The organism is Actinoplanes sp. NPDC026670, assembly GCF_040638175.1.
Taxonomy (GTDB): domain Bacteria; phylum Actinomycetota; class Actinomycetes; order Mycobacteriales; family Micromonosporaceae; genus Actinoplanes.
The window spans coordinates 156,417-172,686 of the sequence record NZ_JBEZXU010000001.1; the positions used below are offsets into that span (position 1 = coordinate 156,417).

14 protein-coding genes are annotated in these 16,270 nt (G+C 70.3%); 11 read left to right on the plus strand and 3 right to left on the minus strand.

Annotated features, from left to right (window positions below; translation table 11 throughout):
* Positions 1 to 219 precede the first annotated feature (219 nt).
* Entirely contained in the window at positions 220 to 1,161 is a 942-nt protein-coding gene (locus AB0E94_RS00650) for a glycosyltransferase family 2 protein (protein ID WP_360320244.1), read from the plus strand.
* Between the two features lie 70 nt (positions 1,162 to 1,231).
* On the opposite strand, the gene AB0E94_RS00655 is transcribed toward AB0E94_RS00650, so the two are convergent.
* Genes AB0E94_RS00655 through AB0E94_RS00665 form a run of 3 tightly spaced genes read right to left on the minus strand, consistent with a single transcriptional unit; the run spans position 1,232 to position 4,044 of the window.
* The gene (locus tag AB0E94_RS00655; RefSeq protein ID WP_360320247.1) at positions 1,232 to 1,894 is read right to left on the minus strand and encodes a polysaccharide deacetylase family protein; all 663 of its coding nucleotides are present in this window, start codon (positions 1,892 to 1,894) and stop codon (positions 1,232 to 1,234) included.
* 6 nt (positions 1,895 to 1,900) lie between these two features.
* Positions 1,901 to 2,767: a glycosyltransferase gene (locus AB0E94_RS00660; protein ID WP_360320250.1), complete on the minus strand. Its 867-nt coding sequence runs from the start codon at positions 2,765 to 2,767 to the stop codon at positions 1,901 to 1,903.
* Positions 2,764 to 4,044: a glycosyltransferase family 4 protein gene (locus AB0E94_RS00665; protein WP_360320253.1), complete on the minus strand. Its 1,281-nt coding sequence runs from the start codon at positions 4,042 to 4,044 to the stop codon at positions 2,764 to 2,766. The genes AB0E94_RS00660 and AB0E94_RS00665 overlap by 4 nt, the downstream gene beginning before the upstream one ends.
* Positions 4,045 to 4,439: 395 nt before the next feature.
* Between AB0E94_RS00665 and AB0E94_RS00670 the strand changes: the two genes are divergently transcribed.
* From AB0E94_RS00670 to AB0E94_RS00715, 10 genes are all read left to right on the plus strand, one after another.
* Positions 4,440 to 5,354 carry a hypothetical protein gene (locus AB0E94_RS00670; protein WP_360320256.1) on the plus strand — a complete coding sequence of 305 codons (915 nt, stop codon included), beginning with the start codon at positions 4,440 to 4,442 and terminating at the stop codon, positions 5,352 to 5,354.
* On the plus strand, positions 5,351 to 6,742 hold the full coding sequence (locus AB0E94_RS00675; RefSeq protein ID WP_360320259.1) for an O-antigen ligase family protein: 1,392 nt from the start codon (positions 5,351 to 5,353) through the stop codon (positions 6,740 to 6,742). The genes AB0E94_RS00670 and AB0E94_RS00675 overlap by 4 nt, the downstream gene beginning before the upstream one ends.
* 141 nt (positions 6,743 to 6,883) lie before the next feature.
* A complete protein-coding gene (locus AB0E94_RS00680; RefSeq protein WP_360320262.1) occupies positions 6,884 to 7,726 on the plus strand; it encodes a hypothetical protein in 843 nt (280 codons plus the stop codon).
* Between the two features lie 33 nt (positions 7,727 to 7,759).
* Positions 7,760 to 9,310: an acyl-CoA ligase (AMP-forming), exosortase A system-associated gene (locus AB0E94_RS00685; protein ID WP_360320265.1), complete on the plus strand. Its 1,551-nt coding sequence runs from the start codon at positions 7,760 to 7,762 to the stop codon at positions 9,308 to 9,310.
* A complete protein-coding gene (locus AB0E94_RS00690; protein ID WP_360320268.1) occupies positions 9,307 to 10,518 on the plus strand; it encodes a pyridoxal-dependent decarboxylase, exosortase A system-associated in 1,212 nt (403 codons plus the stop codon). Before AB0E94_RS00685 ends, AB0E94_RS00690 begins: the two co-directional genes overlap by 4 nt.
* A gap of 25 nt (positions 10,519 to 10,543) precedes the next feature.
* Positions 10,544 to 10,804 (plus strand): acyl carrier protein, encoded by a 261-nt coding sequence (locus tag AB0E94_RS00695; RefSeq protein WP_360320271.1) that lies wholly within the window; start codon positions 10,544 to 10,546, stop codon positions 10,802 to 10,804.
* 12 nt (positions 10,805 to 10,816) lie between these two features.
* Entirely contained in the window at positions 10,817 to 12,589 is a 1,773-nt protein-coding gene (locus AB0E94_RS00700) for a hypothetical protein (protein ID WP_360320274.1), read from the plus strand.
* Entirely contained in the window at positions 12,586 to 13,659 is a 1,074-nt protein-coding gene (locus AB0E94_RS00705) for a glycosyltransferase (protein WP_360320277.1), read from the plus strand. The genes AB0E94_RS00700 and AB0E94_RS00705 overlap by 4 nt, the downstream gene beginning before the upstream one ends.
* Positions 13,656 to 15,158, plus strand: a complete 1,503-nt coding sequence (locus AB0E94_RS00710; RefSeq protein ID WP_360320280.1) for an oligosaccharide flippase family protein — start codon at positions 13,656 to 13,658, stop codon at positions 15,156 to 15,158. Before AB0E94_RS00705 ends, AB0E94_RS00710 begins: the two co-directional genes overlap by 4 nt.
* The gene (locus AB0E94_RS00715; RefSeq protein ID WP_360320283.1) at positions 15,155 to 16,267 is read left to right on the plus strand and encodes a glycosyltransferase family 2 protein; all 1,113 of its coding nucleotides are present in this window, start codon (positions 15,155 to 15,157) and stop codon (positions 16,265 to 16,267) included. Before AB0E94_RS00710 ends, AB0E94_RS00715 begins: the two co-directional genes overlap by 4 nt.
* Positions 16,268 to 16,270: the final 3 nt, after the last annotated feature.

Genomic DNA, 16,270 nt, shown 5'->3' on the forward strand with positions numbered 1-16,270 from the left:
CTTGACGGCTGATCGATCCTGTCGGCGGATGAACTCCCGCACCTACCTGTTTCGACTGGTCACCGAACGGATTGAACCCCCCGCCCGTTCGGGCATCCGGGTGCGGCCGGGGCGTACCGGGATGACGGATTCCGACACCCGCGATGGCCGACCGGCGGTACCGGTGCTCCCGCGCGGACGGCAGGATGATCGGCGTCCGTGAGACCTGGGGAGGACAAGTTGGACAGCACGCCCGAAACTGTGGCGGTGGTCGTGGTCACGTACAACAGCGAACGATTGGTCCCAGACCTGATCGCATCGCTCGGGCCGGGCCTGGAGGGCGTCGACTGGCAGTTGATCGTCGCGGACAACGCGTCCGCGGACGACTCGGTGGGCACCGTGCGGCGGCTCGCGCCGGACGCCACGGTCGTCGAGATGGGACGCAACGCCGGCTATGCCGCCGGCATCAACGCGGCCGTGGCCAAGGCCGGGCCGTTCACCGCGGTCCTGGTGCTCAACCCGGACGTACGGCTCACCCCGGGCTGCGTGCGCACCCTGCTGGGTGTGCTGCGCACCGAGGGGACCGGCATCGCGGTGCCGTTGCTGGAGGACGGCGACGGGGAGCTCATCCACACGATGCGCCGTGAGCCGTCGGTCCGGCGGGTGATCGGGGACGCGCTGATGGGCGCGATCCGGGCCGGCCGCATCCCGGCGTTCGGCGAGATGGTGACCGACGAGCGGCTGTACGCCGACGAGCGGGTCGCCGACTGGGCCGAGGGTTCGACGGTGCTGATCAGCGCCGAGTGCTGGAACCGGATCGCGCCGTGGGACGAGTCGTTCTTCCTCTACTCGGAGGAGACCGACTTCGCGCTGCGGGCCGGTGACGCGGGCCTGGCGACCAGGTTCACACCGGCCGCGAAGGCGGTGCACCTGGAGGGCGACTCGAAGGTGTCGCCGGCGCTGTGGACCCTGCTGACCCTGAACAAGGTGCGGCTCTACCGGCGGCGCCACAACGCGCTGCTGGGCGCCGCGTTCTGGGGCGCGCTGGTGGCCCGCGAGGGCAGCCGGGCGGTGCTCGGCAAGGGCCCGAGCAAGCTCGCGGTCCGGGCGCTGCTCAGCCCGGCCCGGCTGCGGGAGACGCCCGGCCCGGAGACCGTCAAGCGCGACGCCGCCCGCGCGTAACAACCCCTCCGCGATCTTGTGGAGTCCGGCGGGTGTGCCGGAACTCCACAAGATCGCGGGAAACAGGGGGTCAGCGGAGGCGCTTCACCACTCCTACCGCCTCCAGCTTCAGGCGGGTCAGCGCGCCCGGGCCGACCAGGGCCTCGGCGCGCAGCCCGTCCACGGTGTCCTCGCGGCGCAGGCTGTAGCGGGGCTGCAGCCAGTCCTCCGAGCGGGCCCGCCGGCGGTCGCTGGTGAAGACCCGCCGGTAGCCCAGCTTGCGCATCCTGGTGAGCAGCTCCCGGTCGTACCGGCCGAGCGGGCAGGCCGCCTGGTCGACCGGCACCCCGACGGCCTCCTCGATCTGCCGGCGGGCCGTCTCCAGCTCGTCCCGGCTGGTCCCGGCGTCCATGCCACGCCACGGGCGGTGCCACATGCCGTGCGTGCCGATGGTCATGCCCGCGCCGTGCAGCTTGCGGACGTCGGACTCGCTGAGGCTCCCGCCCTTGCCGAACCGCGACGACAGCACGTAGAACTCGGCGGTCAGGCCGCGCTCCAGCAGGGCCGGCAGGCCGATCTCGAGGTCCGAGGCGTTGCCGTCGTCGAAGCTGATCCGGACCGACGGCCAGGTGCGGATCTCGTCGAGCACCGCGTGGAACAGCTCGACGCTGATCCAGTAGCGGTCCTCGCCGAGCTCCAGGTCACGCTGCGGCGTGCCGATGCCGTGGAAACAGATGTTGATGACGTCGCTCATGACTTCCTATCGCTCTGCCGCGGACGCGCCGTCGGCGATCCGGGACGACTCGTCGCGGCCCCACGCGGCGCCGCCGTCACCGGCCCGCTTGGCGGCCAGCGCCGCCCACACGGTGATGCCGACGTAGCAGACCGCGGCCGGCGCCAGCCAGGGCCGGGGGACGACCACGTCACGCAGCCACGAACTGCGGGCGGCCGGGCGTACCGGCACGGTGATCTCGCCGCGGGCGGCGGCGGCCCGCATGGCGGCATTGCCGCCGCGGACCCGGATCAGGCGGCGGATCAGGTCACCGGTCTTGCGTGGCGTGGCGACCTTCGCGGCGTACGCGTCGACGTGCGCCTTCTCCTCCGGCGCGAACTGCGAGTCCAGGAACAGGTCGTCGGCGACCAGCTCGGGGAACCGGCCGAACCGGGCCCGCCCCTGCTCGGACAGCGCCACCACGCCCCGGCCGAACAGCCCGTCCCGCATCACCGGCAGCCGGCCGTGCACCGCGAAGTAGGCGCGGACCAGCAGCGGACGGCCGGCCACGTCGAGCTCGCGCCCCACCGTGGCCGACGGCGAACCGGACACCAGCACCTCGGTGAGGGCCCGGACCGCCGCGGTGCTGAGCACGATGTCGGCGTCCAGGTAGATCCGCGGGAAACCGACGGCCGCCGCGTCACCGGCGTTGAGAGCGCCGGCCTTGCCCGGCTCGGGCAGATCCAGCACGCGTACGCCCGGACGCGCCCCGGCGATCTTGACGGTGTCGTCGGTGCACCCGTTGGCGACCACCGTCACGTCGAGCTCGCCCGGTCGCGCGTCGGCGAGCAGCGTGTCCAGGCAGCGCCCGATGACGGCGGCCTCGTTGTGCGCCGCGATGACGATGCTGGTCACGGCTGGTCCACCCGGGACGGCGCGTCGGAGCCGCTCCGCTGGCGCGGGATGTGCGGCGCCGCCGGGGTCTGGGCGGGCAGGCGCTTGGCCAGCAGCCGCTGGAACACCGACGCGTACGGCCCGGCCTGGTGCTCCCAGGAGAGCATGCTGAGGAACCGGTCGCGGCCGAGCTTGCGCATCTGCTGCCGCCGGTCCGGGTCGTCGAGCAACTGGTCGACGACCGCGGCGAACTCCTCGGGGGCGCCGGTCGGCACGTAGGCGCCGGCCTCGTCCAGGGTGCGGCGGGTCTCGATGCCGTCGGCGGCGACGACCGGGAGGCCCCGGCCCACGTACTCGACGGTCTTGGCCATCGTGGACAGCTGGTTCATCCGGGTCGGCAGGTCGGGCTGGATCGCGATGGTGGCCGAGCGCAGCACCTCGTCGACCTGGGCGCCGTTGAGCCAGCCGGTCAGCTCGACGACGTCCGACAGGTTCTTCTCGGCGACCAGGGCACGGACCGACGGCATGCTCTCGCCGTCACCGGCCAGCACGACCTTCCAGCCGTCGCGGCCACGCAGCTTGATCAGTTCGTCGGCGGCCAGGACGACACCCTCGACGTTGTCCTGCGGGCCGAAGACGCCCAGGTAGACGATCCGGTGCAGGCCGTCGGTGTTGACCGGCTCCTGCGGGTCGCCGTCGACCGCGATCTCCTTGAGCGACGGGCCGTTGCGGACCACCGTGACCTTGTCGGGGTGCACACCCTTGCGTACCGCGTTGTCCTTGAACGACTGGTTGGTGGCGACCACCTCGGTGGCGGTGCGCAGGGTCAGCCACTCCAGCGCGTTGAGCACGCGCAGCACCAGCTTGTTGGGCTCGCCGTCGCCGCGGGAGACGTAGACCTCCGGGCACAGGTCGTGGTGGTCGAACACCCACGGCCGGCCGATGGCGCGCAGCAGCAGGGCGAGCGGCCAGTACACGTCCGGCGGGTTGCAGACCTGCACGGCGTGGGCGCGGCCGGCCAGGATCTCGCCGATCAGGCGGATCGCGATGCAGAGGAAGGACCAGCCGAACTCGACCGCGAAGGTGAGCAGGCCACTGCCGTAGACCTTGACCGGGTACGGCTTGAGCCGGGTGTTCCGGCTGCCGGGGAGGATCTTCAGGGTCTTGTCGCCTCGCGGTGCGATGACCGTGACCTCGAAGCCCTTCTCCTCCAGCGTGAGGCATTCCCGGATGACGCGGCGATCACGCTCGGCCGGCAAGTTGGCGATGAGGATGGTGACATGGGTGTTACGGGCCATCGTTGCGGTCCGTCTCCTTCGGTTACTCCGGACCGTGAAGACACTGTCGGATGACATGACCTGACAGCAACCGGCCATTAGGGCACCGTAAGGGTCATCCGTTCAATCCAGTGCGATAAATGCGATGAATGCGTAATGCAGGTTCTTTGAGGCATTCATCCGTATCGAGAGGTATGTCCGTTCGGATTGATGCGATCTTGGACTTATAGTCCTTTTTGTTCTTCCGATAGAACGGACACACACCCGGGCGGAACTGCATGTCGGTTTTATGACAGGCTCTGCGAAGGCACGCGATTCTGTCCGGACGGCCGGATGCCTAAGATCGATGGCGGATGGACGGCTCGCGGCGAGTCGTGAAGGGTCGTGCACCGACCCGTTTCAACGAGAGGGAAACCGTGGATCTCTGGGACCTGACCAGGCTGCTGCTGCGCCGGTGGTACTTCGCCGTGCCGATGCTGGTGGCCACGGTTGCGGTCGTTTTCCTGGCGGCTCAGTCGGTGTCCCCCGACTACAAGGCCATGGGATACGTCCAGATCATCCCCGCGCAGAGCACCGGCAAGGAAGCGGAGCCGAACGCCAAGCCCCGCCCGCAGAACCCGTGGCTGGACCTTGGTTACGCCGCACTCGGCAACGCGGTCTCACTGACCGTGACCGACCCCACCGCTCTGGAGAAGCTGGCCGAACAGGGCTACTCCGACAGCGTCACCGTGCTGCTCAACGAGCGCACCCCGCTCTTCGAGATCGAGGTCGTCGGCGACAGCAAGCAGCAGGCCTCCAGCACCGTGCAGAAGGTGATCGAGCTCCTCCAGAAGGACGTGGCCGCCAAGCAGGAGCAGTACGGCGTGCAGAAGCAGGACACCATCACCACGTTCGTGATCAACGACGGCAGCAACCCGGTTCAGGACGGCGGCACCCGTAAGCGGGTCCTGATCGTCGCCGGCGGCCTGGGTGTGCTCCTCACCACCGCGTGCACGATCGCGCTCGACTACTGGCTGCGCCGCCGGGCCCGCCTCAAGGACGGCGGCGACGACAAGCCCGGCGGCAAGGCGGCCGGCTCCGCGGTGGCCGGGCTCGCCCCGTCGGCGATGCCCGACCCGGCCGAGCAGACGCAGGTCATCCGGCCGCAGCCGACGCCCAACGGCAAGTCCTACAACGGCGACAACAACCGCCGGATGGAGCAGCCGCAGGAGCGCAAGCAGCAGCGCCCGGTGAGCGGCGCCTCGCCGCGTAGTGACGCCCCGGTGGACGCCACGGTCGTGCTGCCGTCGCCCAACTTCCAGACGCGCCGGCATCAGGGTCGATCGCAATGACCTCACCGGCGTCCTCGCCGGTGCATCCGGTCGATCTCGAACCGTCGCTGATCGGGCCGCAAACGTACGCCACCCGACGGACCAATCTCCGGCTCGATGTCGCCCTCGTGGTCGGCATCATGATCTGCCTGCTCTACATGCTGCCGGCCCGGCTGATCGTGCCGAACATGACGTTCGCCGGGCGGCCCGCGCTGCTCGTCGCCTTCGGGCTGTTCGCCTGGTGGCTGGTGGCCCGGCTGAGCCCGCGCCTGCTGGTCGTCGGGCCGCAGCCGCTGCGCTGGGCGGCCCTGTTCTATCTGCTCTCGATCATGGGCTCCTACATCGCCGGGATGCTGCGCGGCCTGCCGTCGATGGAGGCCAATCAGCAGAACTTCACGGTCCTGATCACGTTCCAGTTCCTGGGCGTGATCCTGATGACCGCGGACGGCCTGGCCAACTGGGAGCGCCTGCGCTGGGTGCTGCGGGTCTTCGTGGTGGCGGCCGGCTTCATGGCGATCGTCGGCCTGATCCAGTCGACCTTCAAGTACGACATCGCGCGCCTGCTGGTGATCCCCGGCCTGGAGCTGAAGATCGACCTGGCCGACTTCCAGCCCCGCGGTGAGGGTGGCCTGTTCCGGGTGCCGTCCACCGCGGTGCACTACATCGAGTTCAGCACGGTCATGGCGATGGCGGTGCCGTTCGCGCTGCACCTGGCCCGCTACGCCTCCACCACGAACCGCCGGTTCTTCTTCGCGATCCTGACCGCATTGATCGCGGCCTCGGTCCCGGTGGCGATCTCGCGGACCGGCGTGCTCGCTCTGGGGATCGTTTTCATCACCATGTTTCTCCTCGGGTGGAACTGGCGGACCCGCTTCAACCTGGCCATTCTCGGTGTCGGGTTGACCGCCTTGCTGGTGGTGGCGCGTCCCGGTCTGATCGGCACGTTGAGCGCGATGTTCCTCAGTGTCAACGAGGACACCAGCATCTCCGGCCGGACCGACGACTACGAGATCGTCGGACACTGGTTCGCGCAGCGCCCCTGGCTCGGCCGTGGTCCGGGAACCCTGGTTCCCGATCTCTACATCATCCTCGACAACCAGTGGCTGCTGACCCTGGTGACCGGCGGCATCATCGGCGTGCTGGCGCTGGCGGCGCTGCACCTCACCGCCATCTCGCTGGGCTGGATGGCGATGAAGCGGGCCGCTACCGAGGAGGACAAGCACCTCTGCGCCGCGTTGTTGTCGGCACAGTTCGTGGCCATTGTGGTCGGCGGCACATTCGATTCCTTCAGCTTTACGACATTCTCCTTCACCTTGGCGTTGACCACCGGACTCGCCGGCGCCGCATGGCGTTTGACCCATCCATCCCGAGTCATTCGGACGTCCACCGTCAACCGGCTGTTCGAATGAACCCCGCCCGACATACGACCGTTCTTCGCCACCCGGCCGGGGCGGCATTATGGACGTCAATGGGGGTTGTTGGCGCGTTTCTTCCACAAGAGTGGCAGAGGTTGCCAGAGCCCTGTGAACCTTCGGAAGGAATCCACCCCAGTGACTCTCCACGTCGCGCCCATCACGACGGCCGACATCCCGGCGGTGGCCCGATTCCTGCACGAGCATCTGAACGACCGGGTCACGGCTGACGCCTGGGAACGGGCGATGCAGGTCCCGTGGAAGGTGTCCGCCCCCAACCACGGCTTCCTGCTGCGCGACAGCGACACGAACGAGGTCGCCGGGGCGTACCTGGCGTTCTACTCCGAGCGCGACGGCCGCCGGTTCTGCAACCTGGGCGCCTGGTGTGTGCTCCCGCAGCACCGGTTCCACAGCCTGAAGCTGCTCAAGGCGCTTCTCGCGCAAGAGGGACATATCTTCACCGACCTCTCGCCGAGTGGCAACGTGGTGCCGATGAACACCCGGCTCGGTTTCGAGTTCCTGGACACCTCCGCGGCCGCCGCGCCGAACCTGCCCTGGCTGCCCGTCCGCGGGCGGCTCAGCGCCGACCCGGCGGTGCTGGAGAGCACCCTGCGCGGCGACGACCTGCAGATCTACCGCGATCACGCGACCACCGCGGCGGCCCGGCACGTGCTGCTGCGCAGCGGCGACCGGTACTGCTACGTCATCTACCGCACCGACCGGCGCAAGGGCCTGCCGTTCTTCGCCTCGCTGCTGTACGTCAGCGACCCGGAACTGTTCCGCACCCTGCGCCGCCGCCTCCAGAGCCACCTGCTGCTGCGGCACGGCATCCTCGCGCTGCTGGCCGAGATACGGGTGGCCGGCCACCGGCCACGGCTGTCCCGGATGGTGCCGGACACCCGCCGCAAGATGTTCCGCGGCGACGTGGCCGCACAGGACGTCGACTACCTCTACAGCGAGCTGACCTGCCTGAGCTGGTGACCGTTGATCGATACCGGAAGAGGTTCCACCGAAATGCGCATCCGACTGCACGACCTGCTGGCCGGGGCGGCCGGCCGGGCAGGCGACTCACCGGCTCTCACCTACCGGGACGACACCGTCTCCTACGCGGAGCTGTGGCGTGACGTCCAGGCCAGAGGCGCCGGCCTGCGGAAACTGATCTCCCGTGGCGAGCGGGTCGCGGTCTACCTGGACAAACGGATCGAGACGGTCTCCGCCGTCTTCGCGACCTCGGCCGCCGGTGGCGCGTTCGTGCCGGTCAACCCGGTGCTGCGGGCCAAACAGGTGGCCTACATCCTGGCCGACTGCGACGTCCGGGTGCTGGTCACCACCGCCGAGCGCCTGGAGACGCTGCGGGAGGAACTGGAGCAGGTCAAGTCGCTGCGCCACGTCGTCCTGGTCGGCGGCGGCACCGCCGAGTCCTCGTCGTTCGAGGTCGGCTCCTGGGCGGATCTGGCCACCGGCGAGCCGCTGCCGGCGAGCCCGGGCATCGACGTCGACATGGCGGCGATCCTCTACACCTCGGGCAGCACCGGTAAGCCCAAGGGTGTGGTGCTGTCGCATCGCAACCTGCTCACCGGCGCCGAGAGCGTCAGCACCTACCTGGAGATGACCGGCGAGGACGTCGTCCTGGCCGCTCTGCCGCTCAGCTTCGACGCCGGGTTCAGCCAGCTCACCACGTCGTTCGCGGTCGGCGCGCACGTGGTGCTGGTCAACTACCTGCTGCCGCGCGACGTGGTCAAGCTCTGCACGAAGCACGGCGTCACCGGCCTGACCTGTGTGCCGCCGCTGTGGCTGCAGATCGCCGATCAGACCTGGCCCGAGGAGACCGGGCGAAAGCTGCGCTATTTCGCCAACACCGGCGGCCGCATGCCCAAGACCACCCTGGACCGGTTGCGGTCGATCTTCCCCGAGGCGAAACCCTTCCTGATGTACGGGTTGACCGAGGCGTTCCGCTCCACCTACCTCGACCCGTCCCAGGTCGACAAACGCCCCGACTCGATCGGCAAGGCCATCCCGAACGCGGAGATCCTGGTGGTCCGCCCGGACGGCAGTGTCTGCGACCCGGGCGAGGAGGGCGAGCTGGTGCACCGGGGCGCCCTGGTGGCCCTGGGCTACTGGAACGACCCGGCCCGTACCGCCGAGCGGTTCAAGCCGCTGCCCGGCGCCGAGGGCGCGCTCAACCCGGAGCTGGCCGTCTGGTCCGGTGACTCGGTGGTCCGTGACGAGGAGGGCTTCCTCTACTTCGTGGGCCGCACCGACGAGATGATCAAGACCTCGGGGTACCGGGTGAGCCCGACCGAGATCGAGGAGATCGTCTACGGCACCGGCCTGGTCCGCGACGCCGTGGCGCTCGGCCTGCCCGACCCCAAGCTGGGCCAGAAGATCGTGCTGGTCGTCAGCCCGGCCGGTGACGAGCTCGACGTCGACGCCCTGCGGGCCGCGCTCAAGAAGGACCTGCCGCTCTACATGCTGCCCAAGGACGTGCTGGTCCGGCCCGAGCTGCCACGCTCGCCGAACGGCAAGTTCGACCGCAACCTGATCCGCGAGGAGGTGTCCGCATGACCCGCGGTTTCGGTGAGGTCGACGGCGAACTCGCGGTCGGCGGGGTGCCGGTGTCCCGGCTCGCCGAGCGGGTCGGCAGCACCCCGTTCTTCGCCTACGACAGGCGACTGCTCACCGAGCGGGTCGCCCTGCTGCGCCGGCACCTGCCGGCCGACCTCCAGCTCAGCTACGCGATCAAGGCCAACCCGATGCCGGCGCTCGTGCAGCACATGAGCACCCTGGTCGACTCGTTCGACGTGGCGTCGGCGCTGGAGATGCGCAACGCGCTGGACACCACGATGCCGGCCGGCCGGATGAGCTTCGCCGGGCCCGGCAAGACCGACCCCGAGCTGCGCCAGGCGGTCGCCGCCGGCGTCACGATCGAGCTCGAGTCGGAGAACGAGGCGGCCCGGGTCGCCACGATCGGCTCGGCGCTGGGCATCCGGCCGCGGGTCGCGGTGCGGGTCAACCCGGACTTCGCGGTCAAGGGCTCCGGCATGCGGATGGGCGGTGGCCCGCAGCAGTTCGGGGTCGACGCCGAGAAGGTGCCGGCGCTGCTCAAGGAACTCGCGAGCACCGACCTCGACGTGCTCGGCTTCCACTGCTTCGCCGGATCACAGAACCTGCGGGCCGACATCATCGCCGAGGCGCAACGGCGCACCGTCGAGCTGCTGCTACGGCTCGCCGAGGACGCGGTCGCGCCGGTCCGTTACCTCAACCTCGGTGGTGGGTTCGGTATCCCGTACACGGAGAAGGATCTTGCCCTTGATCTGCCGGCCATCGGTGCGAATCTCGCCGAGCTGATGACCGGCGAGGTCCGCCCCCGCCTGCCGGAGGCGCGGGTGGTGATCGAGCTCGGCCGTTTCCTGGTCGGCGAGGCCGGGGTGTACGTGACCCGCGTCGTCGACCGCAAGGAGTCGCGCGGCAAGACCTACCTGGTCGTCGACGGTGGCATGCATCACCAGCTGGCCGCCTCCGGAAACCTCGGCCAGGTGATCCGCCGCAACTACCCGATCGCCGTCGGGAACCGCATCGCGATCGCGCCGTCCGAGCAGGTCACCGTGGTCGGCAGCCTGTGCACGCCGCTCGATCTGCTGGGTGACAACGTCACGCTGCCCGAGGCTGCTGTCGGGGATCTGATCGTGCTCTACCAGGCGGGCGCTTACGGTCTGACCGCCAGTCCCACCGCATTCCTCAGTCACCCGGCGCCCGCCGAGGTGCTGTTGTGAACCACCATGTCAGGAAGGTAAGTCCATGGCTCTGACCGGTACGACCATCGACGACGTCAAGGCGGTGCTGGTGTCCACTCTGGGCATCCAGGACCGGGCGGCGACGATCGACGCCGACACCCAGCTGCTCGGCAACCTGCCGGAGCTGGACTCGATGGCGGTGCTGGAGCTGATCGCCGCGCTCGAGTCGGAGTTCGGCATCAGCGTCGACGACGACGAGGTCACCGCGGAGGTCTTCGACACCCTCGGGACCCTCGCCGCTCTGGTCGACAGCAAGCGTTCCTGAGGTAAAGGGTCGATGAGGGGTTTTGTTGCGCTGTCCCGGGCGCCGGGTCGACAGACCGGCCGCCAGGAACCGGACCCGCGCGTTCTGGCCTGTCTGGACGCCCCCGGTGGGATCCGGACGGAGATCGACGAGAACGGGTGGGTGGCCGTCGCGGCGGACCGTGCCGACGAGGCCGTGCCGCCGCTGAGCGGAGCGTTCACCGTGCCCCTCGGCCGGATGGCGCGCACCCGCCAGGGTGACGTCAGCCCGGAGACGCTCGGCGGCATGATCGAGCGCCGCGAGGATCTCGCGGCGCTCCTGCCGCCGTTCGCGGCGCTGCACCGGGGCGGCCCCGGCGAGCCGCTGGCCGTGGCCGGCGACTGGCTGGGCTTCCACCAGATGTTCTGGTGGCAGGGCGACGGTGTCGCCGCCGTCTCGACCAGCGCCCGCGCCCTCGCCGAACTCGCCGGCGAGGGCCTCGACGCCCGCGGCCTGGGCGTGCTCGGCCTGGTCGGGTGGCAGATCGGCGACACCACGCCGTTCCGGTCGGTGCGGGCCATCCCGCCGGGCGCCGTCGCCGTCCTGCGCGGCGGTGAGGTGACCCTGGAGCGGTACCCGTCCGACGCCGCCGCGCCCGCGCCGGAACAGCCGCCGGCCCTCGACGACGCGGTCGCCGAGATGGCCGACATCCTGCGCGCCTGGCAGACCGGCTACATGGAGGACCACCCGGACACGGTCATCCAGCTCACCGGGGGCCACGACTCCCGGATCCTGCTGGCCGCCGTGCCGGACAAGCTGAAAGCGGGCATGCGCGCCCTGACACTCGGCGAGCCGTCCGCTCCCGACGTCGTCATCGCGGCCCGGCTCGCCGCCCGCTACGGCATGAAACACGAGGTCTACCGCACCGACCTGCAGACCGACCCGACGCCGGAACGGGCCTGGGAGCTGACCCTGCAGGCCGCCCGTGAGCTGGAGTGCCAGGCCAGCCCGCTCGCTCTCGCCCCGCTGCTGGTGGCCGAGGGCGCGCTGGAGCAAGGCCACCGGCTCGGCGGCCTGGGCGGCGAGGTGGCCCGCGGCTTCTACTACGCCGGGCAGGCGGGCGCCGCGAACACCTCGGCCGAACTGGTGCACCGGCTGGCCCGGTGGCGGCTGTTCAGCAACGAGGCGGTCGAGGCCGACGCGGTGGACCCGGAGTTCCTGGCGACCGCCCGCGGCGAGACACTGGCCATGCTGGAGGGCTTCTTCCCGGCCGGTGACTGGCTGCGCGCCACCGACGACTTCTACCTGTGGCACCGCATGCACCGGTGGGCCGGCTCGCACGGGACCGTCGCCGCGGTCAAACGCCACTACGTGAACCCGATGTTCGACCAGCGGTTCGTGCAGCTCGCGCTGGCCGTCGCGCCCGACGACAAACGTGACTCACTGCTGCTCGGGCGCCTGATGACCCGGCTCGACCCGGGCCTCGCGGCGATCCCGCTGGACTCCGGCCTCACCCCGGCCCGGCTGGCGCACCGCACGTTCGGCACCCGGCTGGCCGCCAAGAGCGTCACCGCCCGCAAAGCGGTCCGCAAGGTACGCCAGCGGGTCGCCGGCGGCCGCCGCCCACAGCTGGGCGCGGGCGGGATGAGCCAGCTCGTGCTCACCCACTGGCGGGCGCACCCGGAAGTGGTCGCGGGACTCCGTGACCTGCCCCAGGTCCGGCGGGACTGGCTGGACGGGGTGCTCGCCGGCACCCGTACGGCTGAGCCGACGACCGTCGCCTTCCTGGTCAACCTGCTCGTCGCCAGCGGAAAGGATCACCCGTGAGCGCCCGTGCGACCCCCCGGCCGCTGACCACGCGGCCGACGGTGTCGGTGTTCATCCCCTGCTACAACTACGGCCACTTCCTGCGCCAGTGCGTCGGCAGCGTCCTCGCCCAGACCGACGTCGACGTGGACGTGCTGATCATCGACGACGCCTCCCCGGACGGCAGCGTCGCGGTCGCCCGCGAGCTGGCCGCCGAGGATCCGCGGGTACGGGTGATCGAGAACGAGGTCAACAAGGGGCACATCGCCACGTACAACCTCGGTCTCGGCGCCGCCACCGGCGACTACCTGGTGCTGCTCTCGGCCGACGACATGCTCGCCCCGGGATCGCTCGGCCGGGCCTGCGCGCTGCTGGAGACGCACCCCGAGGTGTCGTTCGTCTACGGCTACGTCCCCGACTTCAACACCGAGCCGCCACCGGCCAAGACCGAGGTGCGCGACTGGTCGGTGTGGACCGGGCCGGAGTGGCTGGAACTGATCGGCCGGCGCGCCCACAACGTGGTGTCCTGCCCCGAGGTGGTGATGCGCACGTCGGTCTACCGCGACCTCGGCAGCTACGAGCCGCGGCTGCCGCACTCGGCCGACTTCTACCTCTGGATGGCCGCCGCCACCCGCGGCTCGGTCGGCCGGATCAACGGCGCCGACCAGGCGTTCTACCGGGTGCACGGCAACAACATGCATCTGGAGAAGTTCGCCGGGGTCTACACCGACCTGCGGGAGCGGCGTAAGGCGTACGAGCTGCTCTTCGAGGAGCACGGCAGCCGGATGCCGGACCCGGCCGGGCTGGAGGCGCTGGTGCGCCGGTCGATGGCCAGGGACGCGCTGCAACTGACCTGCCGGGCCTACGACCGGTCGGACGAGGCGCTGCTGTCCCGGGCCACCGATCTGATGGAGTTCGCCGCCGAGACCGATCCGACGGTACGGGACACGCCGCTCTGGCGGGCCTGCGCGGAGCGGGTCGACAGGTACAAGAACGGGCAGCGCCCCGGCTCCCGGCACCGTGCCGTGGCGGTCGCGGATGACCTGCGGGGCCGGGTGCGGTGGCGCCGGTGGAGGCGGACCGGCATATGAGCGACACCACGGCCACCAGCGGTCTCGGCCGGAAACTGGCTGGCGCCGCGTTCTGGAGCGCGGCCAACACCGCCCTGCTGCGCCTCGGCCAGCTCGGCATCAGCATCGTCATCGCACGGCTGGTCGCGCCTGACGAGTTCGGCACCTTCGTGGTGGCGCTCGTCGCGTACCAGATCGTGATCAGCGTCAGCGAGATCGGCGTGAGCAGCGCGCTGGTCCGGGAGGTGGACAACGCCGACCGGATCGCGCCGACCGTGGCCACCATCGCGATCGCCAGCAGCAGTCTGCTGGCGCTGCTGATGTTCCTGGCCGCGCCGGCGTTCGCGTCGGCGATGGGCGCGCCGGCGGCCACCGACGCGGTCCGGGTGCTGGCCATCCCGCTGCTGCTGGCCGGCCCGACCGCGGTGCCGGCCGCGCTGCTGACCCGGGACTTCCGCCAGGGCCGCAAGATGATCACCGACGTCAGCAGCTTCGTCGTCGCGAACGGCCTGCTGCTGGTGCTGGCCCTGCACGGGCACGGCGTGATGGCGCTGGCCTGGTCCCGGGTGGCCGGCCAGGTGGTCTCGGCGATCATGATCTTCATCGTCTCCACGCACCGCTACCGGCCCGGGTTCGACCGCCGCGAGGCCAAGCGCCTGCTCCGGTTCGGCATGCCGCTGGCCGGCGCCAACGTCGCCGGATTCACCCTCAACGACCTGGACTTCATGGTCGTCGGCAAACTGGCCGGGGCCACCCAGCTCGGCTACTACAACCTGGCCTTCACGGTCTCCAGCTGGCCGCCGAACATCTTCACGGTGATCCTCTACAGCGTCACCCTGCCCGCCCTGTCCCGGGTGACGGGCGGCGTGAAGGAGATGGTCAGGCACATCTCGGCGGCCCTGTCGGCGCTCTGCTCGGCCTCGTTCCCGATCACCACCGCCTGTGTCGTGCTGGCGAACCCGCTCGTCACGTTCGTCTACGGCGAGCGGTGGGCGCCGGCCGCGGCGATCCTGGCGATCCTGGCCGTCTTCGGGTCGGTCAAGGTGATCATCTCGCTCTTCTCCGACGTGCTGGTCGCCCTGGGCCTGACCAAACGCCTGTTCCACCTCCAGCTGCTCTGGCTGGGCCTGCTGATCCCGGCGATGATCGGCGGCGTGCACTGGAACAACGGCATCGGCGCGGGCGTCGCCCACGTCGCCGTGGCGCTGCTCGGAGTGGTGCCGATCTACCTGACCGTGCTGGTCCGCCAGGGCGGGTTCCCGCTCGCCCCGCTGGTCCGGCCGGCCGTCGCCCCGCTGCTGGCGGCGGTCCTCGCCGGCATCGCCGCGCACTACGCCGCCGCGGCCGTCGACGGGGCGCTGCCCCAGCTCGCCGTTGGCCTGGCCACCCTGCTGGTCGTCTATCTACTGGTTCTCGGTCGTTCGCTGCTGCGCCTCAAGGCAGAGCTGGTCGGCCTGTACGGACGCCGCCCGGAACCCGCCGGGGAGCCGGCCGCCGAGAAGGAGAAGGAGCTGCTGTGACCAACAACCGGCTGACCCCGATGTCGGTGGTGACGGCACCGGTGCCGGCGCCTCCCGCGGACCGCCGCCCGCTGGTGTCGGTGATCATCCCCTGCTACAACTACGCCCGGTTCCTGCCGGAGAGCGTCGGCAGCAGCCTGTCCCAGGAGGACGTCGACGTCGAGGTGATCGTCGTCGACGACGCGTCGAAGGACGACTCGGCCGCGGTCGCCTCCGCCTTCGCCGCCCAGGACCCCCGGGTGCGGCTGGTCCGGCACACCACCAACACCGGGCACGTGGTGGCCTTCAACGACGGGTACGCCGAAGCGACAGGCGAATTCATCGTCCGCCTCGACGCCGACGACCTGCTCACCCCGGGCTCGTTGTCGCGGGCCGTCGCCCTGTTCGACGCGTACCCGTCGGTCGGTCTCGTCTACGGCCACCCGAACCACTTCGAGACCGAGACACCACCGGCGCCGAACCTCGACCTGCGCGGCTGGACGATCTGGTCCGGCGCCGACTGGATCGCCGAACGCTGCCGCAAGGGCTTCAACTGCATCACCACACCCGAGGCGATCATCCGGGGCTCGGTGATGAAGAGCATCGGCGGCCTCGACACCCGTCTCCGGTTCGCCCAGGACATGGAGATGTGGCTGCGTACCGCCGCGGTCTCCGACGTCGGGCACGTCGACGGGCCGGACCAGGCCTTGCACCGTGACCACGCGACGAGCATGAGCGTCACCGACGGGGCCGGCGAACTGACCGACATGACCGAACGCCGTACCGTGTTCGAGGTGCTCTTCGAGGGCCCGGGCGGCAAGCTGCCCGGTGCGGCCGGCATGCTGGAGACGGTTCGGAAGCAGATCGCCAGCGAGGCCATCACCCGGGCCTACCACGCGTACGACCGGGGGCAGGCGCAGCAGCGTGAGAAGGACATCGAGATCTTCATCGCGTTCGCCCGGGAGACCTACGCCGACGTCGAGTCGCTGCCGGCATGGCGGGCGCTCCAGTGGCGCCAGCGGATCGGGCCCCGGTTGTCGCCGCTGACGCCGCCGTTCGTTGCCAGTGCGGTGTTGCGGCGCTTGAAGCGAGACGCCGACTACCGAGACTGGGTCCGCACGGGCGTCTGACCC